Source organism: Cytobacillus sp. FSL R7-0696, assembly GCF_038006865.1.
GTDB classification, from domain to species: Bacteria; Bacillota; Bacilli; order Bacillales; family Cytobacillaceae; genus Cytobacillus; species Cytobacillus kochii.
The window spans coordinates 177,313-197,048 of the sequence record NZ_JBBOWA010000001.1; the positions used below are offsets into that span (position 1 = coordinate 177,313).

The 19,736-nt window shown below is 34.4% G+C and carries 20 protein-coding genes; 11 read left to right on the forward strand and 9 right to left on the reverse strand.

Annotation, left to right across the window (positions count from 1 at the left end; genetic code table 11):
- The 4 genes from MKX29_RS00880 (at nucleotide 1) to MKX29_RS00895 (ending at nucleotide 3,079) form a co-directional block, all read left to right on the forward strand.
- Nucleotides 1–1,371, forward strand: coding sequence for a YheC/YheD family endospore coat-associated protein (locus MKX29_RS00880; RefSeq protein WP_445662701.1), 1,371 nt, complete (start codon nucleotides 1–3; stop codon nucleotides 1,369–1,371).
- The gene (locus MKX29_RS00885; protein ID WP_341103423.1) at nucleotides 1,368–2,555 is read left to right on the forward strand and encodes a YheC/YheD family endospore coat-associated protein; all 1,188 of its coding nucleotides are present in this window, start codon (nucleotides 1,368–1,370) and stop codon (nucleotides 2,553–2,555) included. The genes MKX29_RS00880 and MKX29_RS00885 overlap by 4 nt, the downstream gene beginning before the upstream one ends.
- A gap of 65 nt (nucleotides 2,556–2,620) precedes the next feature.
- Entirely contained in the window at nucleotides 2,621–2,833 is a 213-nt protein-coding gene (locus tag MKX29_RS00890) for a YheE family protein (RefSeq protein WP_251161279.1), read from the forward strand.
- 51 nt (nucleotides 2,834–2,884) lie between these two features.
- A complete protein-coding gene (locus MKX29_RS00895; RefSeq protein WP_095369935.1) occupies nucleotides 2,885–3,079 on the forward strand; it encodes a hypothetical protein in 195 nt (64 codons plus the stop codon).
- Between the two features lie 55 nt (nucleotides 3,080–3,134).
- On the opposite strand, the gene MKX29_RS00900 is transcribed toward MKX29_RS00895, so the two are convergent.
- Nucleotides 3,135–3,395 (reverse strand): metal-sensitive transcriptional regulator, encoded by a 261-nt coding sequence (locus MKX29_RS00900; protein WP_224939093.1) that lies wholly within the window; start codon nucleotides 3,393–3,395, stop codon nucleotides 3,135–3,137.
- Between the two features lie 364 nt (nucleotides 3,396–3,759).
- Here MKX29_RS00900 and MKX29_RS00905 point away from each other — a divergent pair, with 364 nt between their 5' ends.
- On the forward strand, nucleotides 3,760–3,960 hold the full coding sequence (locus MKX29_RS00905) for an alpha/beta-type small acid-soluble spore protein (RefSeq protein ID WP_157733752.1): 201 nt from the start codon (nucleotides 3,760–3,762) through the stop codon (nucleotides 3,958–3,960).
- Between the two features lie 56 nt (nucleotides 3,961–4,016).
- Here the strand turns inward: MKX29_RS00905 and fumC are convergent, their stop codons facing one another.
- Nucleotides 4,017–5,390 carry a class II fumarate hydratase gene (fumC, locus tag MKX29_RS00910; protein WP_341103428.1) on the reverse strand — a complete coding sequence of 458 codons (1,374 nt, stop codon included), beginning with the start codon at nucleotides 5,388–5,390 and terminating at the stop codon, nucleotides 4,017–4,019.
- Between the two features lie 240 nt (nucleotides 5,391–5,630).
- On the opposite strand from fumC, the gene MKX29_RS00915 reads away from it, so the two are divergent.
- Nucleotides 5,631–5,951, forward strand: coding sequence for an HPr family phosphocarrier protein (locus tag MKX29_RS00915; protein WP_224939091.1), 321 nt, complete (start codon nucleotides 5,631–5,633; stop codon nucleotides 5,949–5,951).
- A gap of 87 nt (nucleotides 5,952–6,038) precedes the next feature.
- Here MKX29_RS00915 and MKX29_RS00920 read toward each other — a convergent pair whose 3' ends face one another.
- A complete protein-coding gene (locus MKX29_RS00920; protein ID WP_341103431.1) occupies nucleotides 6,039–8,039 on the reverse strand; it encodes a transglycosylase domain-containing protein in 2,001 nt (666 codons plus the stop codon).
- A gap of 102 nt (nucleotides 8,040–8,141) precedes the next feature.
- Between MKX29_RS00920 and MKX29_RS00925 the strand changes: the two genes are divergently transcribed.
- Nucleotides 8,142–8,648 carry a universal stress protein gene (locus tag MKX29_RS00925; protein WP_224939089.1) on the forward strand — a complete coding sequence of 169 codons (507 nt, stop codon included), beginning with the start codon at nucleotides 8,142–8,144 and terminating at the stop codon, nucleotides 8,646–8,648.
- Between the two features lie 52 nt (nucleotides 8,649–8,700).
- On the opposite strand, the gene MKX29_RS00930 is transcribed toward MKX29_RS00925, so the two are convergent.
- Together MKX29_RS00930 and MKX29_RS00935 are read right to left on the reverse strand one after the other, a co-directional pair.
- A complete protein-coding gene (locus MKX29_RS00930) occupies nucleotides 8,701–9,168 on the reverse strand; it encodes a helix-turn-helix transcriptional regulator (protein WP_191815030.1) in 468 nt (155 codons plus the stop codon).
- 496 nt (nucleotides 9,169–9,664) lie between these two features.
- Nucleotides 9,665–10,894 carry a dicarboxylate/amino acid:cation symporter gene (locus tag MKX29_RS00935; RefSeq protein WP_281203064.1) on the reverse strand — a complete coding sequence of 410 codons (1,230 nt, stop codon included), beginning with the start codon at nucleotides 10,892–10,894 and terminating at the stop codon, nucleotides 9,665–9,667.
- Between the two features lie 155 nt (nucleotides 10,895–11,049).
- Here MKX29_RS00935 and MKX29_RS00940 point away from each other — a divergent pair, with 155 nt between their 5' ends.
- Both MKX29_RS00940 and MKX29_RS00945 read left to right on the forward strand, forming a co-directional pair.
- Nucleotides 11,050–11,598 carry a GNAT family N-acetyltransferase gene (locus MKX29_RS00940; protein WP_341103436.1) on the forward strand — a complete coding sequence of 183 codons (549 nt, stop codon included), beginning with the start codon at nucleotides 11,050–11,052 and terminating at the stop codon, nucleotides 11,596–11,598.
- A 505-nt stretch (nucleotides 11,599–12,103) separates the two neighbouring features.
- Entirely contained in the window at nucleotides 12,104–13,462 is a 1,359-nt protein-coding gene (locus MKX29_RS00945; protein ID WP_224939086.1) for a hemolysin family protein, read from the forward strand.
- Nucleotides 13,463–13,510: 48 nt separating this feature from the next.
- Here the strand turns inward: MKX29_RS00945 and MKX29_RS00950 are convergent, their stop codons facing one another.
- Nucleotides 13,511–14,917 (reverse strand): HAMP domain-containing sensor histidine kinase, encoded by a 1,407-nt coding sequence (locus MKX29_RS00950; protein WP_341103439.1) that lies wholly within the window; start codon nucleotides 14,915–14,917, stop codon nucleotides 13,511–13,513.
- Nucleotides 14,907–15,605, reverse strand: a complete 699-nt coding sequence (locus MKX29_RS00955; protein ID WP_251161274.1) for a response regulator transcription factor — start codon at nucleotides 15,603–15,605, stop codon at nucleotides 14,907–14,909. Before MKX29_RS00955 ends, MKX29_RS00950 begins: the two co-directional genes overlap by 11 nt.
- Before the next feature lie 217 nt (nucleotides 15,606–15,822).
- On the opposite strand from MKX29_RS00955, the gene MKX29_RS00960 reads away from it, so the two are divergent.
- The gene (locus tag MKX29_RS00960) at nucleotides 15,823–16,134 is read left to right on the forward strand and encodes an ArsR/SmtB family transcription factor (protein WP_224939083.1); all 312 of its coding nucleotides are present in this window, start codon (nucleotides 15,823–15,825) and stop codon (nucleotides 16,132–16,134) included.
- Here MKX29_RS00960 and MKX29_RS00965 read toward each other — a convergent pair.
- Entirely contained in the window at nucleotides 16,131–17,042 is a 912-nt protein-coding gene (locus MKX29_RS00965; RefSeq protein WP_341103444.1) for a cation diffusion facilitator family transporter, read from the reverse strand. The genes MKX29_RS00960 and MKX29_RS00965 overlap by 4 nt on opposite strands.
- A 207-nt stretch (nucleotides 17,043–17,249) precedes the next feature.
- Between MKX29_RS00965 and MKX29_RS00970 the strand changes: the two genes are divergently transcribed.
- Nucleotides 17,250–18,113, forward strand: a complete 864-nt coding sequence (locus MKX29_RS00970; protein ID WP_289433266.1) for a YitT family protein — start codon at nucleotides 17,250–17,252, stop codon at nucleotides 18,111–18,113.
- Between the two features lie 116 nt (nucleotides 18,114–18,229).
- On the opposite strand, the gene MKX29_RS00975 is transcribed toward MKX29_RS00970, so the two are convergent.
- Nucleotides 18,230–19,636 carry a SpoVR family protein gene (locus MKX29_RS00975; RefSeq protein WP_224939080.1) on the reverse strand — a complete coding sequence of 469 codons (1,407 nt, stop codon included), beginning with the start codon at nucleotides 19,634–19,636 and terminating at the stop codon, nucleotides 18,230–18,232.
- Between the last annotated feature and the right edge of the window lie 100 nt (nucleotides 19,637–19,736).

Below are 19,736 nucleotides of genomic sequence, written 5' to 3' on the forward strand. Positions count from 1 at the left end.
ATGAATCAAACATTTATGATAGAGATCACATCAGATAATAAAGGCTGTGTATTCTTGCCAAACCATATAAATCTAAATACTGCCCTTTACAAATTAAATTTCGGTACAGTTACCATTAATGCTAAATTCAAGCAACAACCAAGCTCAAAACAAGCAATCACCATCAGTGAGGATCTCGCTAAAGATATTTTCTTCCCTTATGTCAAGCATCCTCTTCATATTTTTATACATGATGAAACATTAACCATTGGACCCCTTGTTGGCATTTTCACGTCAGGGTTCACATCATTTCCCATGCGGCCTATCGGTGATCGCTCTATTATTTTTTCTAAACTCTTATCTGTAAGTACTAGTGTCGGTGCACTTCCTTTTGTATTTGGAGAGAGGCATATCAATTGGGATTCAGGTACTATACAAGGTTTATTCTATTTACAAAATGGGTGGAAGACAATTGAAGTGCCTTTTCCAAACGTCATCTATGATCGTCTTCCAAATAGAAAAAGTGAACGGCAAAAACAACAAAAAGAAGTAAAATCACGACTAGAACAAGAATATTTAATTCCTTGGTATAATCCAGGTTTTTTTAACAAAATGGATATTTATGATCGTTTGTTTCAAGTCGAGGAAATTTCGGAGTATTTACCTGAAACACAGCCGTTTAGTTCTTATTCCGCCATCGAAAACATGCTCGCCAAGTATGGCCATATATACCTTAAACCAATGAATGGCAGTTTGGGATTAGGTATTCATCAGATTATTTATAACAGAGAAGACAGTGCTTATTATTGTCGGTACAGAGATTTAAAAGCCGGTTTGAATAAACTAAAGAAATTCTCTAGTCTAGAAGGGTTAATGAAACATATTTTTGCAGGTAAAAACCTCGAAAGAATGATTATCCAACAGGGTATATATCTGTTGAAGAAAGAGAAATGCGCCATTGATTTTCGGTTACACACGAATAAAGATTCAACAGGACAATGGAATGTTACTGCTTGTGCAGCAAAAGTAGCTGGAAATGGTAGTGTTACAACCCATGTAAAAAGTGGAGGTACGATTCAATCATTAGATGAAATTTTCGAAGATCCAATTGAAAGAGAAGAAATTGCAAATAAATTGCAAACAGCTTCCTTAAAGTTAAGCGAAGCAATAGAAAACAATATGGAAGGTCTTGTCGCAGAAATAGGCTTTGACTTAGGCATAGACCACTCGGGAAAAGTTTGGTTTTTTGAAGCGAATTCAAAACCAGGACGTTCAATCTTTACACATCCAAGTATGAAAAAATTTGATTTCTTAACACGGAAACTTTCTTTAGCATATAGTATCTACCTAACAGAACAAGCAATGAAAAGCCCTGAGGCATTGTTTAGATGACTACTACCTACTATGACCCTTTATCTCAAAAGTGGTATCATGCGCAGGAAAAAATGTTTGGAAACAATAAAATAAAAACGGAAAAACTCTTTCATTATTCAAAAAAATGGGTGCCATTCTCATTAAATGAAGATTCTCACCGAATCGGTCCAATTATAGGAATCTTAACAAGCAAAGGAAAAAACAAAAAATTAGCGGGCAATGGTCCGCTATTTTTATCTCTTGTACAACAATTTTCAAAAATAGGCGCATTACCCATTGTCTTTACGCCAGATGATTTTGGCGTATCACTTGTAACTGGTTATACATTTCATCCATCTCTAGGAAAATGGATACAGGTCTCATCCCCGTTACCTGATGTCATATATAACCGTATTCCTTTTCGCAACCTAGAAAAGGAAACTGATTTTACTGCACTTACATCGTTCTTACAAAAACATAATATCCCATTTTTCAATCCCTGTTTTATTAATAAATTGGAAATGCATCATTTATTAAAGGAATCTTCCTCATTAAAACCTTTATTACCAGAAACTTCGTTATTAACTTCTGAAGAAATGCTACATGATTGGATGAAAGACAAACAAAAAATATATATCAAACCCGTTAGTAGTGCAAAGGGAAAAGGAATATACCGAATTTTCCCACAGGAAAATCACTACTTAATGGAAGGAGTTCATCTAACAAAAGAGTTCGCGTCCTTAAACGAATTATGGAATGAGTTAAAAGTTCATTTAGCTAAGGACCCATATATCATACAAGAAGCAATTGAACCAGCATTATATGATGGATCAAGATACGATTTCAGAATATTATCGCATAAAGAGAAAAACAATTTTGTCATTTCTGGCATTGGTATAAGGCAATCTAGCAGTCACCAACAAGTCACAACACATGTACCTAATGGTGGAAAGATATTACCTTATGAACTATTTGCTAAAGAAGAAGACTATAAATTTTTCAATTCAATCATACAGGAGGTGGGGCATTTATTAAATGAACATCTTGGTTTATTCGGAGAATTCTCATTAGATATAGGTGTGGGTGCGAACGGTAAATTCTACTTGTATGAGGTTAATTCCAAGCCTATGAGTTTTGATGAAGAGCATATTGAAAACAAACGAATAAAAGCAATCTGTCACTTATGTATGCAATTAAGCGGTTTTCCCACTTTTCCTTATTAAATGATGTTTATTTTCATTTCAGAACTCCTCTATTCAAGTTAAAATGAGAATAAGGGGGAATAATCATGATTTCACATTTTCAATTTCAATCATTATATGAAAACAAAGAATTACCAGGATGGAAATTTTCTTTTTTTCATCATGGCAAAAAGTATTTAGGTATATATCATCGTGATGGAAAAATTGAATGGTTATCCACTGTTCCGGACCAAAATCATGAAGACAAGTTAAAAAGCCATATTCACGAACTCATGCTTTACCATGTGTATGACCGGTAAAGAATTGTGGAAGAATATGAACCATTCTTCTGAAATTAGGGAGGTTCAATTATGGCAAACAAAAAAGACGATTTAGAAAAAGATTTACCATATGAAGGACGCGATGAAGCCTTTCTCGATGTTGATCGTTATATTAACGAAGGGATGTCCGGAGGTACTGTGCATGTTAGTGGAGGACATACGAATATCGAAGAAGCAAGAGAACTAGAAAAAGAACAACCTCCGCATTGCTGTGATGAAGAATAGACTAGAAAGGAACGATTGTGAGCAATCGTTCCTTTCCTTTTACACAAAAAACACCTTACCTACTTTTCACAATCATATTAACAGCTTGTTGTATCGCTTCTTCTGCATTTCTACCTTCTGTATTTGCTTCTCTTATACAAGCTTCCAAATTCTTTGCGACAACATAACCAATCGTTCGGTCAACGCCCGAGCGAATAGCTGAAAGCTGAGTAACGACATCTTTACAATGTTGCTCTTCTTCCATCATCCGTAATACGCCTCTCATTTGACCTTCTAATCTTTTAAGCCTGTTTTTCATATCCTCTGTATAATCCATTTATTCACCTTCTAACCTCATTTTCAATGATTAGGGTCATCATTAATCATCTGTGTAAGCGAATGTAAAAGCATATGCAATAATTTTTAATGACGATTAAATTGATGATTTATATTATATCATGTTTCTACTGTTCCTCCCTATGCACAATAAAAAGACAACAAAACATTTATAAGGAAATAATTCCCTAAAAATATTCAAGCATAATCTTTTAAATATCAACCATAATAACTATTACAAGCGGCAAACACGCTTAAAACTTCTACTATCGATGGGTTAAACCAAATATGGTGCAAAGAAAATTGCGTTGGTTCAATGCCAACTAACCCAGCCAAAAAAAAATTTAGAGGAGTGGAAACACATTATGGCAAACCAATCTTCAAATCAATTAGTAGTACCAGGAGTAGCTCAAGCTTTAGATCAAATGAAGTACGAAATTGCAAGTGAATTCGGAGTTAACCTTGGCGCTGAAACAACATCTCGTGCGAACGGTTCTGTAGGTGGAGAAATCACTAAGCGTCTTGTTCAAATGGCTGAACAACAACTTGGTGGCGGAAAGTTCTAAGCTGCAAAACTTAATAATATGGAATTGCCCCCTATCACCTAGGGGGCTTTATTTGTTTAGATCATTTTTTCTGGTACGACCCATTTATCATATTGATCTTCAGTAATATATCCTGATTTTAATGCTGCTTCCTTCAATGTTAGCTCCTCTTTAAAAGCTAACTTAGCAATTTCAGCTGCTTTTTCATACCCGATATGGGGGTTTAAAGCTGTCACTAACATGAGGGATTGATTGACAAACAGAGAGATTTTTTCAGTATTAGCTTCTAAACCAACAATGCAATTTTTATTAAATGAATTCATCCCATCACTAAGTAATGTAATACTTTGAAGCAAATTAAAAATGATTACTGGCTTAAAGACGTTTAATTCAAAATTGCCTTGACTGGCAGCAAAGCCTATCGTTGCATCATTTCCAAAAACTTGACTTGAAATCATTGTCAACGCTTCACTTTGTGTTGGGTTTACTTTTCCTGGCATAATTGAACTTCCTGGTTCATTTGCAGGTATCGTTAATTCTCCAATCCCACTTCTTGGTCCACTCGCAAGCCATCTAACATCATTAGCAATCTTCATTAAATCTGCAGCTAAACCTTTTAAAGTTCCATGCAGATGCACAATCTCACTATGACTTGTTAGTGCTTGAAATTTATTAGGAGAAGAAGTGAACGACAGCTTCGTTAATTTAGAAATCTCACTAGCCATCTTATCACCAAACGAAGGGTCAGCATTAATACCTGTTCCGACGGCAGTTCCACCGATAGCCAGTTCCCCTAGCGCTAGTTTCGCTTCATTGATAAGGCGCTCATCCTTCTCTAACATATAACGCCAACCGCTTATTTCTTGTCCTAATGTAAGCGGAGTTGCATCTTGAAGATGAGTTCTTCCTATTTTTACGATATCTGCAAAATCGTTTTCCTTCTGTAGAATGACATCCTTTAAACGAATAAGCGCAGGAATTAAATGTTTATCCACACTGTTCAGTGCTGCAATATGCATCGCTGTTGGAAAAGTGTCATTAGAACTTTGCGACATGTTTATATCATCATTTGGGTGAATGGAAATATCTTCATTATCCAATAATTCATTTGCCCGTCTTGCCACTACTTCATTCACATTCATATTTGTTTGCGTTCCACTGCCTGTTTGCCATACAGCTAAAGGGAAATGTTCATCAAATTTTCCAGCTAACACCTCATCACACGCTGCAACAATTGCATTTTTCTTTTCTGCTGATAACTTATTTAATTCATGATTGACTATCGCTGCTGAGCGTTTAATCGTAGTAAAAGCATAAATTAACTCTAATGGCATTTTTTCAATACCTATTTTGAAATTATTGCGACTTCTTTCTGTTTGTGCACCCCAATATTTTTCAGCAGGCACTTTCATTTCACCAATCGTATCTTTTTCTACACGATATTCAGTCATCTTACTACCTCCCAAAAATTCCTGTCTATCTATTACTTTCCTAATTCAAAACATTTTAAAATAGGTTGATAAAAGCTCCATCCTTAGTTTTACATTCCTAATCAACAGAATCAAGTTATTCGACTTTTCTATTAATAAATTCAAGAATGATTAAACGTAAAACATTCTATTTATAAAATGTTTAACTTAAAAATAAAGGGGTAATTTTTTATTAAATTCTTTTAAAAGGAGTTACATATCATGAATAGAAAAATTATCTCTTCCAGTTTAAAATTTGAAAAATCATTAACTATAAAGAAAATGATCGCTATATACCAAACTGCATCTAAATACGACGGCACAATTTACTTTCTTTATCAACATAATGTAGTGATACCTTCTCACTTGTCAAAACTCGTAACCTTTCTGATGATGGTCCGCCCGAAAGACGAATTGAAAGTGATTGTGGAAGGTACTGAGCCAGAAGAAATACTTAATCAAATTAAAACGTTGTGTACAGATGATGTTCACTTTACCGCCGAGCCTAAAAGTTTATTATTGAACAGAAGTGTTCATGTATAAGATTTCTTATTCAGTAAAAGTATAGGGAAATAAGAAATATTCTCCATGAGAATAGTAGATTTTCTTATTTCCCTTTATATATCATGTTTAATTAAACCAGTCAAAAAACTGATTCCTTTTATCTTCTAACCAGTTTCTTATTTCATCCCTCTGTTCCTTTTTCTCCTTGTTACGTTGCTTCTTTTTATATTCATCATCGATTTTATTGACATTAAAGCTTTCAATCGGTTTTCCTTGCAGTACTTTTCCCATTACTTCCTTGAAAATCGGCGCTGTGCCTTCACTACTACTCGTCGTCAAATAATGATTACGATCACTTTGATCATAGCCAACCCAGATGGCACCTACTAGATGAGGAGTATAACCAACAAACCATTGGTCCTTTGTTCCACTTAAACCTTCAATCCCTAACTGTGTTGAACCAGTTTTCCCTGCGATTTCAACTCCATCAATTTTAGCAGCTTTCCCTGTACCATAATCGACGACACCTAATAGCATTGCTGTCACTTGATTTGCTGTTTGTTCAGAGATTACTGTTTCCTTCTTACTTTCCCATTGAACGAAAGGCTCATCAGATTGGGTTTTTATTTCAATAATTGTATGAGCTTCTTCTTTCTTACCACCATTAGCAAAAACACTATAAGCTTCAGCCATCACTTTAGGAGACACAGGACGGCTTGTCCCACCCAAAGCAAGAGCTAGGCCTCCATCCAATACATTCTTCGGGATGCCGAATTGCTCGGCCATCTTCTTTCCTCTATCTATACCTATTTCATTATATAACCATACAGCCGGTAAATTGATAGAATGCATCACAGCCTCATACATTGGCACCTCACCTAAATATTGGTTATTATAATTATTGGGAGCATACTCACCGAATGATAATTTCTCATCTTTCAACATATCTGTATTTTCCCATCCAGCTTCAATTGCAGCAGCATAAGGAATAATCGGTTTCATCGTTGAACCTGGTTCTCCCACAGGGTGAATGGCTCTATTATGTCCAAGGAGCGTATGCTCACCTCTCCCACCAACTAAAGCACGAATTCCACCAGTTTCAGGATCCATTAATATCATCCCACTTTGAACCGGACGCTCCCCTGTTGTTGAAGGAAAAATGGCATCATTTTGATAAGTAGACTCTATATCAGCTTGCATACTAGGATCTAATTCGGTAAATATTTGATAACCTTGCGTTAACAACTCATCTAATGAGAGATCATATCGATTCATTGCTTCTTCCAGAACAGCATCAACATAATAAGGGTACTTTCCTTTCATTGGATCAGCTTCCCCTTCTTTAAAACTCATTTCTACATTTATTGCCTGATTCATTTCCTCTTCACTAATATATCCATGTTGCTTCATTTGCTTTAAAACAAGATTTTTTCTTGCTATTGCCTTTTGTTTGTCATTGTATGGATTAATCGCAGAAGGTGCTTTAATTAAACCAGCCAACATTGCAGATTCACTTAAAGATAATTCGTCTAAATCTTTAGCAAAGTATTTATTAGCTGCTTTTTTCACCCCATACGCACCCTCACCAAAATAAATTCTATTCAAATACATTTGTAGTATTTCTTCTTTACTATATTGGTGTTCTACTTCTCTAGCTATAAAAAACTCCTGAAGCTTTCTGTCATATGATTTTTCTGCAGTTAGAAGTTCATTTTTTACAAGTTGTTGAGTGATTGTGCTTCCGCCTTCAACAATTCTGCCAGCTCGTATATTGGTTAAAAAAGCGCGGCCAATCCCTTGATAATCGACGCCTTCATGTTGAAAAAAACGATGATCCTCAATAGCAATAACAGCGTGTATGAGTGATTCCGGTATCTCTTCAAAGGCTACTCCTTCATTTTTGTTAGCAGAAACCTTACTAGCTACTTCACCATTTTTATCATAAATAATCGTTGGCTTGCTTAATTGACTATTTAGACCTTCAATATCATTGTTTGTTGCAAATGGAATGATATAGATTAAACCAAAAAGGACCCCCAGTGATAGGAGTAATAATATTACCTGCCATATATGCAATTTCTTTATTATGTTTTTCAACCATAAAAATGGTGTTTTTTCCCTTTTCATAACATCTCCACCTTATGTTCCTAGCAAGAAAATTTCTATTATTATAGGATTATACTTCATCAATAAGGGTAAAGTATAACATAAGACGAAAGGGTGATAAGATTGTTAAACTTTCAAACAATTATTGTCGGGTATGATGATTCCGAAAACAGCCGTCACGCATTGGAAAAAGCACTTTCTTTCTCTACGACTGACACAAAAATCATTCTAGCTCATGCTGATGAAGAAGTGATTGAAAATTCTTATTCAGCAACTGAAAAAAACCCTCAGTTAAGATCGAATAATATGATTGTTGAAGGCATGCAAATACAACCGCTCCATATTAGTAATCACGCAGAAGAAAAGACTACACATTCAACAGTAATTAACAGCGTCGACCAAGCGATTACACATGCTAAACAAATTGCTGATGATGCTGGAAAAAAATTAGAAATAAAGATATTGGGAGGCAAACCGGCAGATGCCATATGCGAATTAGCTGAAGAATTAAAGGCAGACATTATATTCGTAGGAAGTTCCTCAAAAGAAGGATTAAAAAGAATTTTCTTAGGAAGCAATAGTGAAAAAATAACAAAAGAAGCGCCATGTAGCGTAATGGTCGTCAAATAATAAGCAAAAAACCCAACTTTGTTGGGTTTTTTGCAGCTATGTATTAAATGAATTAATATTGATGTTGAAGTTCTTCAATGACTTCAGCGAATCTCTCCTTGGCAGAAGTTTCATCAAAGCTACTATAAATACGGAAATGCTCTTCATCAATAATTCGGTAATGTTGACTAATGATATTTTGTTGCAAAACATAACCGCTTTTATTCTGTATTTCTTTCCACCAAATCTTTCCACCTAGAGTTTTCTCTTTACGAAAATCAATTCCCTCTCTCACTACTGTTTCAATCACTTCTAAAGGCTCGTTTCCGAACAAAAACCTTACTGTCTCCGTTTCTCTAAACAGAGCACATACAGCAACGACAGTCGACCAACCAGCATTGGCCCGGCCTTTTTCAATTTGTACAAGTGTTTTTTTTGAAACACCAACGATTTCTGCCATTTTATCCTGTGTGTAACCAGCTTCAGTACGAATTAAGCGCATCTTTTCCGAAACTTTTAATATGATTTCATCTCTAGTCAAAATCATTTCATTCCCTTGATTTATTTTTCGTGTATTTTTACACCTTTTCACATCGATTATAATTAAATTTTTCGAACCTTTCAAATAAAAATCGAAATGAATACCCATATACATCATACATTTTTTAACAAATGTCATTTTGTGTTATAAAAATATTTAAAAGTCCAATACACATCGATTGATAATCATATTAACATTGCAAGAAAGATTACTCAAATGAACATAACCTAATTGCATATAATTAAGAAATACGGACTATATGAAATGGACTATTTTTATATGATGCAGGCAATTTTCACCATCAAAATAAAGCTATTTATTTAGCAAAAATATTTTTTTGATTTGGGAATAGATAGACTTTTCTTACTTTTTTGTAACCATCAATATTTTATTCCAAAAAAAAACCGAACACATGCTCAAATCCTCTTTTTTGAAGAATTCACATGTGTTCGGATCTTTATGAAGCGATTTTAGAAAAGAACTTTTATTGTATTATCTATTTAGCCAGCTTTTTTTCGCGTCTCTCTTCTGCTGCTGTATTGTATACAGCACAAGCTGCATCGCCCGTAATATTAACAGCTGTACGTGCCATATCTAATAGTCTGTCAATTCCGAGAATTAACGCAATTCCCTCTACAGGTAAACCAACTGATTGTAAAACCATCGCAAGCATAATTAAACCTACTCCCGGTACGCCTGCTGTCCCAATACTAGCAAGGACCGCTGTTAGAACTACTGTCACTAATTGACCAATACTTAAATCAATACCATATACTTGAGCAATAAAAATAGTCGCTACACCTTGCATAATCGCTGTTCCATCCATATTAATCGTTGCTCCCAAAGGTTGAACGAAACTACTAATATGCTTAGGTACTTTTAAGTTCTCTTGAGCTACTTCCATTGAGATTGGTAAAACAGCATTACTGCTAGATGTACTAAATGCTACTCCCATTGCCGGTGTAAACCCTTTAAAGAACTTCAAAGGATTTTTTCTTCCACCTAAGAAATACACTGTACCTCCATATACTATGAATAAATGAATCATAAGTGCAGCAACTACTAAGATAAAGTATAATCCCATTGCTTTAATAGCTGAGAAACCTTGACTTCCAATTGCTGAAGCAATCAAACCAAATGTACCATATGGTGCAAACTTCATCACCACGCCAACAAGATACATCATGATCTCATTGCCTTGTTCAATTAATTTGATAACACCTTGTGTTTTTTCTCTTAACATGGTTAATGCAAAACCAATAAATGCTGCGAAAACAATGATTTGTAACATATCACCAGAAGTCATCGCTGCAAATGGATTAGCAGGAATCATATTAAGTAAGGTATCACTCACTGGTGGTGCCTCTTCTGCTTTGAATTCGGCATTTGCTGTGTCAAACGTGCCCACTTCTCCAGGTTTAAAAATTAACGATAAAGAAATAGCAATGACAATAGCTATTGCAGTTGTTACTAGAAAATATGAAATGGTTCTAACACCGATTCTCCCTAATTTTTTTGGATCCCCTAATCCAGTAAATCCGAGAATTATTGAGAATAAAACTATTGGTACAACTAACATCTTAATTAAATTAAGAAAAATTTGTCCAAGTGGATAAAATAACCACGTATCTAGTACTTCAAATACGTTTGGAGCGGTTACATTTAAGATAATTCCAACAACTGCACCGACAAGTAACGCAATAATAATTTTTGTGGTAATTTTCATAGAAGTCCTCCCATAAAATAATATACTCGAATTACAATCGTAATATATAAAAGTGTGTTTCTGCAAAACATTTTGTCCATTTGCGATAAAAAATAGAACTTTATACCCATAATAATGGTTTTATTTTACTTTTACATGTCGAAAGGGTGAGAATTTTGTCGAAGTGGAAAATGAATATCGATTCCTCTCTTAAACTTCACTTATTAGAGCCTTATCATTCAGAGGATTTTTATTTATTAATTGAACAAAATCGCGCATATTTAGCTGAGTGGTTGCCATGGGTGCAATTCACAGATAGTATCGAAAAAACAAATGCAGTGATCTCCTCATGGCTCCAACAATTTCATACACAGAACGGGATTTTCTTAGGTATATTTATAAATCAAAAATTAATCGGTTCCATTAGTCTTCATACAATAGACTGGAAAAATAAGCAAGCAAGCATTGGTTATTTATTAGACCAGACACATCAAGGAAAAGGTCTTATTACGAAATCAGCTAATCACCTCATTAACTATACGTTTTCTCTTTTACATCTTCATCGCCTAGAAATCAAATGTGCTGTACAAAACGAAAAAAGCCGGAAAATACCAGAAAAATTAGGTTTTACTCAAGAAGGTATTCTCAGAGACAACGAGTACATTAATAACCATTTTCATGACCTTGTTCTTTATTCTCTGTTAAGTACAGATCGCAATTGGTAAAAGATGTATGGATATTATACCCTTAATAGAACTTAAATGGAACAGGAATTCGTTCTTTCGATCTTCATATTTACAGAATTTTCGAATAAAATAGTATTAAATAAGAAGTTACCCTTTGACTGATTATATTTTCTTAAAGTATAATTATTTTTAAAATATTCAAACTGAGGTGGTAAAATGGGATATTCTATCGCATCGGTGGTTTAGCAAAATTGAGCTTTTGCAGGAAATAGTCTAATAAGAAGTTTTTTCTATTTATGATGATGAACTTACTATGGAAAAGAAAAGAAATACAGTGGTTTACATGATAATCGAAGCTATTCCATATTTTTTAAAATTAAAGACGATAAATCTTTACCTCTAAATTTGAAATAGGAAAATTTAAGTATATATCAAATAGATACTTAACTCATTGATTGCTTCGATTGCTTGTAATAGGAGCTCATCTATTTTTCAATTCTCAGGAGGTGACACCCTACCCTCTGTTGGGTTTAGGGGAATTTATTTGGACATATTAAACTTGGTTATTGTTGCCATTTTAATTGGCTTAACGGCATTCTTTGTCGTTTCAGAATTTGCTATTGTGAAGGTACGAAGCTCAAAAGTGGATCAATTAATCGAAGAAGGTAGCAAGAGAGCCATCTCAGTAAAAAAAGTAACTACTCATTTAGATGAGTATTTGTCTGCCTGTCAATTAGGTATTACGATTACGGCATTAGCTCTCGGTTGGCTTGGTGAAACAACATTTGAAAGTCTGCTTTTACCGATATTCCAGTTGTTTCATATACCTGCCTCATTATCTCATATTTTGATTATTGCATTCGCCTTTACCATCGTTACATTTTTACATGTTGTTGTTGGAGAGCTTGCGCCGAAAACAATTGCTATTCAGAAAGCCGAAACGGTCACATTAATGGTAGCCAAGCCTTTAATTTGGTTCTATCGCATTATGTTCCCATTTATCTGGGTGCTAAACGGATCTGCCAGATTGTTAACAAAATTGATTGGGCTAAAACCTGCTTCTGAACACGAAATGGCTCACTCTGAAGAAGAATTAAGAATCATTCTTTCAGAAAGTTATGAAAGCGGAGAAATCAACCAATCGGAATTTAAATATGTGAACAAAATATTTGATTTTGATGACCGCATTGCGAAAGAAATTATGGTTCCACGCACAGAGATTATTTCTATTTCTAAAGATGATACCCTAGAGGAATTTTTACCTACTGCCAAGAATGAAAAGTTCACACGGTATCCCATTATAGACGGTGATAAAGACCATATCATCGGTATGATTAATGTGAAAGAAATCTTAACGGACCTCATTTCGTCTAAGTCTCAGTCAACAATAAAACCTATATCCACTTATATTCGTCCTATCATACGTGTAATCGATTCTACACCGATTCATGATTTGTTGTTAAAAATGCAAAAAGAACGTATCCATATGGCTATATTGATGGATGAATACGGCGGAACTTCAGGATTGGTGACAGTTGAAGATATTATCGAAGAAATTGTCGGTGATATTAGAGATGAGTTTGATGTGGACGAAGTACCAAGTGTTCAAAAAGTGAAAGATCATCATTATATCTTAGATGGAAAAGTATTAGTTAGTCAAATTAACGATATTTTAAATATTTCCATCAATGATGAAGACGTTGACACGATTGGTGGTTGGTTGTTAACTGAGAATTATGAAGCCAAAGAAGGCGACTTTATAGAACAGGAGAACTTTGTGTTTACTATTGTAGAAATGGAAGATCACCATATCAAATTAGTGGAGGTATACAAGAAACCAGTAATTGAAGAAATAGCTCCTTCACAAATTCCTTTGTCTACAGAATCACAAGTCCAAATGTGAAATAAAAAACCGCGCTGAAATTCAGCGCGATTTTTTTTATTTTCCCATTCACTTTTTAGGAAAAAACAATCGAAAAATGGTTCCATTATTTGTTTCACTTTGAACATCTATTTTACCACGGTGTAAAGAAACTAATTGTTTTACGATTGACAAACCAATCCCAAATTCACCAAAATAACTGTTCGTTCTTGAACTGTCCGCCTTGTAGAACCTTTCCCAAATCCAATCTACTTCTTTTGGATCGATACCAATTCCATTATCTTCAATTTCAATACAAATATCATGCTCATTCTCAAAGGCACGCATGGATATCCATCCGTTTTCTGTGAATTGAATACTATTTTTAACAATATTAATAAGAATTTGGATCAAGCGGTCATAGTCAGCATGTATAAAGATATCTTCTGCTGCCTCAATATAAATTTGGTTATTTTTTTCATCTGCTTGCATTAAAAGCTGTTCACTTACGACCTCAAATACCTCAATAGCTTGAATATCAATCATATGTAATTCTAATTGATTTGAACGAATCTTCTCATAGTCTAAGTTTTCATTTACTAATCTAATCAACCTTTTAGCTTCACGGTCAATTAAATTCATCCCTTTATCAACTTCCTCTTCAGGAATCAATTGATTTTTAATTCCTTCTGCTAATCCACTAATAGTCGTTAAGGGTGTCCTTAATTCATGTGAGACATCGGCAAGAAATTTTTGTCTGCGATTTTCTAGCCTTTCAATTTCCTCATGAGATTTTTTTAATTGCACAACCATCTCATTAAAATCCCTTGCTAAATAACCTAAATCATCCTTGGAATCATCGGGCACATTTACATTATAATCGCCTGATGAAATCATTGAAGTTGCTTTTCTAAACGCTCTCACTCTCGTTGATAAGTTACGGGAGAAGATTAAACTTAAAAAGATTGCTGCAGTTGCAGCTATAGCAATCGTATATAATAAATATTGATTAAGCTGTCCAATCATTTTTAAAGACGTACTTATCGGCGAAAGTAATAAAATTCCACCGGTTATGTTTTCACCGTCCATTGACGGTAAAGCTACTAATGATACTTCCTGTTCAAACCGTTTAATATCATGAAGGATTGTTACAGACTCACCTTTTGACAACTTTTCCCACTCTTTTTGAGAAAGTCGTATACTAGGGTCCATAGAAACATTGGGGTAGATAATATCTGCATTACTATCGAATAAAATATATTGAATATTTCTTGCTTCAAGTAGCTTACTATATTTATTCAAGAAAGTTTGTGGACTTTCTTCATGAATGGATACATCTTCTAAAATTTGCTGGCCATATTCATTTAATTCTTCCACTTTGTTTTCAAAAATATAACTTCTTACAAATTGTGAAAAAATCAAACCCATTAATAAAAACGCCAATATTAAAATAAGAACATGACTGGATAGCAGTTTAAGAAAATATTTATTTCTCATAGGTATCCGTCGACTCATCAAATTTGTAACCTACACCCCACACAGTATGGATAAATGGTTGATCTGCACTGCCTATCTTTTTCCTTAAACGTTTAATATGAACATCGACTGTTCTTTCATCTCCATAAAATTGGTATCCCCATACTTTATCGAGTAATTGTTCTCTGGAAAATACTTGTTTTGGATGGGTAATAAAGTAATACAATAAATCGAACTCTTTAGGTGTTAAATTTGAAAGCAGTTCATCTTTAAAGTAGACTTCTCTAGCTTCTTTACTAATTTTGAAAAAATGGCTTGTCGTAAAGTGATGATCCTTCTCTGTTGTATCTGATTGAAATCTTCTAGTTACAGCTTTAATCCTTGCCATTAAAGTTAACGGGCTAAATGGTTTCGTCACATAATCATCCGCACCCATCTCAAGTCCGAGTACTTGGTCAGATTCACTGTCTTTCGCTGTTAACATAATAATGGGCACACTGCTAATATCACGGATCTTTCTACATAATGTTACACCATCCATAGCTGGGAGCATCCAATCGAGTATGATTAGATCCCATTCCCCTTTATTAAACGCCTCAAATCCTGATTGTCCATCGTGGACAAAGGTTCCTTTATATCCTTCTTTCATGAAAAACATCTCGAGCATTGTACAAACACTTTCATTATCTTCAACTACTAATAAATTCATGTATAAACACCATCCTTTAAACAGGTAATCTAAGTTTATTGTATAGGCATATTTTCATTTTAATAAAAGAATTATATCTCATTTATGTGTCAAAACGGTGTTAAAAATATGAAAGTCACATTTCGCCCCCACTAAACGCAATTGAAAGATGACTTCGATATTTATTTTCAATTTTAACAAAGGTATACTTATGATATATAGGAAGGTGAATAAAATAATGAACGACAATCCAGCTTACAAAGAATTAGACGAAGAAACTCTTTTTTTAGTCACACAAACTTTTAAAGCCTTATCTGATCCGACAAGGCTTAGAATCTTACATTTACTTTTTCACGAAGAACACTCGGTAAATGAGATTGCCGAAAAGCTCTCTCTGTTGCAATCAACTGTCTCCCATCAATTAAGATTCCTAAAAAACTTGAGGCTAGTTAAATTCCGACGTGAAGGAACTACTTTATATTATAGTCACGATGATGAACATGTTATGCATTTATTAAAACAAACAATAGAACATACTCGTCATTCTTAATTACACACGTCCTCATGGTTTGGACAACCGCTGCTTCTGCCTTCAACTTGGATTGTACTATGATTGATGCCAAATTGATGAGAAAGTAATACTTTGGTTTCTTTGAGCACAGTATCATGGTGCCCATCCTCATTTAAGACAATATGGCAACTAAAAGCAGGGAACCCTGAAGTAATCGTCCAGAGATGTATATCATGTACATCGTCTACATTATGAAGGGTTTTGATGGAAGCTTTAATTTCCTCAATTTGCATTCCGTCAGGTACTCCTTCCATCAATACATGAAAGGCTTCTTTTGTCACTCTATAGCCGCTATTAATAATCAAAATAGCAACAATTAAACTTGCTATTGGGTCAGCAATACCCCAGTCAAAAAAGTAAATCAGTAAACCTGCTATAATCGCTCCTACAGATCCAAGTAAATCTCCAATTACATGAAGAAACGCACTTTTCACATTCAGGTTTTCATCTTTGTCACCTTTCATTAAGATAACAGCTGCTACTATATTGATAAGAAAACCAATTGTAGCAATTGTTAACATACCTAAGCTTGCTACTTCGGGCGGTGAGATAAACCTTTTCACACTTTCAATCATGATAAGAATAGCGATAACTATTAATGTTACCCCGTTTATGGCCGCCGCTAAAATTTCAAACCGTTTAAATCCGAATGTTTTTTTGTTGGTTGATTCCCTTTTAGCTACCTTGATGGCAATATAGCTTAACCCTAACGCTGCTGCATCACTTAACATATGCCCTGCATCCGATAAAAGTGCTAAACTATTCGTCCACAGACCACCAATAAACTCAATAAGCATGAATCCAAAAATTAAACAGAAAGTAAGTAATAATACATTTTGATTGTTAGACGAATGATGATGATGAGAATGGGAGTGATGATGACTCATTTTAATTCACCTCTTCTATATATATGAATATATGTTCATATATTACATTATGAAGAACAAAACGGAATTGTTCAACTGTTTTGTATGAAATCGAATGAAAAGTTTGTTTATAGTCCAAAATATGGTATTGTTTACAAAAATAATATTTTACACATAATAACAAAAATCATACGAACAAAGCTTCTTCAACAGAAAGTAGGATTTTTCATGATAAAAGCACTCTTCAACCGTAAAGCATATTTTATCTATAAGTTCATAATGATCATCGCTGGTGCTACACTTGCTGCTTTATCAATTGAATTATTTCTTATACCAAACCTGATTATAGATGGTGGCATTATTGGTATTTCCTTAATCGTTAACCATTTAACAACCATCCATTTCGGTGTATTATTTATTTGTTTTAATATTCCTTTTTTAATTGCTGGCTATAAGCTATTAGGAAAAAGTTTTTTTCTTGCTTCCTTAATAGGCATTATCTCTTTAGCAGGAGTCGAATCACTCTTTCATCATACCTCTCCTTTTACATCTACCCCGTTACTGGCAACAGTATTCGGAGGTGTCATCCTAGGAGCAGGAGTGGGGCTAGTCATTCGACATGGTGGTGCGTTAGATGGGACTGATATTATGGCTATTCTTTTAACAAAAAAAATCCCCTTTTCTATAGGGGAATTTATCATGTTCTTTAATATTTTCGTTTTTGTCTGGGCAGGATTCGTCTTAGGGTGGGAACAAGCCATGTATTCAATCATCACTTACTATATTGCTTCTAAAACGATTGATATGGTTGTACAAGGTTTTGAAGGAGATACAAAAGCTGTGCTCATCGTTTCTGACCATTATAAGGAGATGGCTGATTGTATTATTACAAAGCTAGGAAGAAGTGTGACGAAGTTGAACGGCAAAGGTGGATATATTAATACTGATAAAGAAATTATTTATGTTGTTGTGACTCGATTAGAAATATCTAAACTTAAAACTATCATTGCTGAGATTGATCCTCTTGCTTTTACAACCATTATGGACACACAAGAAGCACGAGGTAGTAAATTCAAATCTGCTCTTCATTAGTTTTAAAATACTGCCATTCATCTATTGCAGTTTAACCCCACCCATAAAAAATACGAACAGATGAGAATTTCAACTGTTCGTATTTGTCATAATTATTGAATTTTCAGCGGGCATCTTTATAGATATTTTCTATGAAGCGCCTTTCCATCATAAGTAAAAACCATTTCCTTCTCTTCTACAATTGTTTCCATATGAACCGCTCTCCCCCATAACTGATATACATAAGGCAGAACTTTCTCTAAATATTTCAAATCAAGCTCAATCCCTTCAAACCAGTGCTTTAAATACAATTCACCGTTTTTCATATAATCTCCATCATTTACCGTCAGATAAGGAAATCCTCCATTGACTCTCATACTAACTAGCTGATCACGCACATTTTCCCATCCTTTATCGACAACTTTATAATCTTTTCCTTGCTTTTGGAATAAATACATATCCTCTCTCATCACTAAATCTTTTGTTAAGTAATTACGGATAAACGAGATATCAGATTCAATTTCTCGTACTTCAAACATTTTTTCCCTACCAGAGCCAACCTCTACTCCTCTCTTAATCATTTCTTCCGTAGGGTGATTATATCGCTCTTCAATATCCTCAAAGATCTTCAAGCCAAGGTAATAAGGATTGATACTTGTTTTTGATGGTTGCACAACACCAGCATTTAATTTCGCAAATTCCAAAGCTTCTCCAGAAGTAAGATCCATCTCCCTTAAAATTCGTTGATGCCAAAAGGATGCCCAGCCTTCGTTCATAATTTTCGTCTCAAGTTGTGGCCAAAAGTAGAGCATCTCTTCTCGCATCATTGTTAAGATATCTCTCTGCCAATCAGTCAATTCACGGCTGTATTGTTCAATGAATAAAAGAATATCTTTTTCTGGCTTAGGTGGGAACTTCTTCATTTTTTTCTTTTTCTGTTTTACTTCTTTTTGATCAAGTCCCCATAAATCGTCATAAGGCGTTTCAACATGGAAAGACGAGCTCTCTTCTTCTTCTTCATGATCCCAAATAAATTTCGGACGCATAAGAGAAGGATCTATATGTTCTTCGATAGCTAAAATGGCATCTAAAAATGTCTCTACTTCTTTTTTTCCATAGTCAATTTCATATTTTCTAATACGCTCTGCCGTAGCAGACATGCTTTCAACCATATCTCTCTTTGTATTTTGGAATCGAACATTATTTTTAAAAAAGTCACAGTGAGCAAGAACATGTGCGACAATTAATTTGTTTTGAATTAAAGAGTTGGAATTTAATAAAAAAGCATAACATGGATCAGAGTTAATCACCAATTCATATATTTTCGACAAACCGAGATCATAATGTAGTTTCATCTTAAAAAATTGCTTTCCAAAACTCCAGTGTGAAAACCTTGTTGGCATCCCATAAGCACCAAAAGTATAAATGATCTCTGCTGGACATACTTCATATCTCATCGGATAAAAATCCAGCCCAAAACCTGTGGCGATTTCTGTGATTTCGTCTATTGCATACTCTAACGATTTGTGTTCACTACCAAGCATTCTCTCACTCCCTATCTTCACCTTTAACATAATCTATGATAGAAAAAAGAGAATGATGAGTATACTTCAGTCTTTCAAACAAGACTTTTAGTGTTCTATT

Excerpts from the sequence above, each read along its gene's own strand:
- MKX29_RS00965 (WP_341103444.1), bottom strand. The coding sequence starts at position 17,042 with ATGAGTCATCATCACTCCCATTCTCATCATCATCATTCGTCTAACAAT.
- MKX29_RS00935 (WP_281203064.1), bottom strand. The coding sequence starts at position 10,894 with ATGAAAATTACCACAAAAATTATTATTGCGTTACTTGTCGGTGCAGTT.
- MKX29_RS00950 (WP_341103439.1), bottom strand. The coding sequence starts at position 14,917 with ATGAGAAATAAATATTTTCTTAAACTGCTATCCAGTCATGTTCTTATT.
- MKX29_RS00905 (WP_157733752.1), top strand. The coding sequence starts at position 3,760 with ATGGCAAACCAATCTTCAAATCAATTAGTAGTACCAGGAGTAGCTCAA.
- fumC (WP_341103428.1), bottom strand. The coding sequence starts at position 5,390 with ATGACTGAATATCGTGTAGAAAAAGATACGATTGGTGAAATGAAAGTG.
- MKX29_RS00895 (WP_095369935.1), top strand. The coding sequence starts at position 2,885 with ATGGCAAACAAAAAAGACGATTTAGAAAAAGATTTACCATATGAAGGA.
- MKX29_RS00955 (WP_251161274.1), bottom strand. The coding sequence starts at position 15,605 with ATGAATTTATTAGTAGTTGAAGATAATGAAAGTGTTTGTACAATGCTC.
- MKX29_RS00885 (WP_341103423.1), top strand. The coding sequence starts at position 1,368 with ATGACTACTACCTACTATGACCCTTTATCTCAAAAGTGGTATCATGCG.
- MKX29_RS00960 (WP_224939083.1), top strand. The coding sequence starts at position 15,823 with ATGAACGACAATCCAGCTTACAAAGAATTAGACGAAGAAACTCTTTTT.
- MKX29_RS00900 (WP_224939093.1), bottom strand. The coding sequence starts at position 3,395 with ATGGATTATACAGAGGATATGAAAAACAGGCTTAAAAGATTAGAAGGT.
- MKX29_RS00975 (WP_224939080.1), bottom strand. The coding sequence starts at position 19,636 with ATGCTTGGTAGTGAACACAAATCGTTAGAGTATGCAATAGACGAAATC.
- MKX29_RS00970 (WP_289433266.1), top strand. The coding sequence starts at position 17,250 with ATGATAAAAGCACTCTTCAACCGTAAAGCATATTTTATCTATAAGTTC.
- MKX29_RS00920 (WP_341103431.1), bottom strand. The coding sequence starts at position 8,039 with ATGAAAAGGGAAAAAACACCATTTTTATGGTTGAAAAACATAATAAAG.
- MKX29_RS00880 (WP_445662701.1), top strand. The coding sequence starts at position 1 with ATGAATCAAACATTTATGATAGAGATCACATCAGATAATAAAGGCTGT.
- MKX29_RS00890 (WP_251161279.1), top strand. The coding sequence starts at position 2,621 with ATGATTTCACATTTTCAATTTCAATCATTATATGAAAACAAAGAATTA.
- MKX29_RS00915 (WP_224939091.1), top strand. The coding sequence starts at position 5,631 with ATGAATAGAAAAATTATCTCTTCCAGTTTAAAATTTGAAAAATCATTA.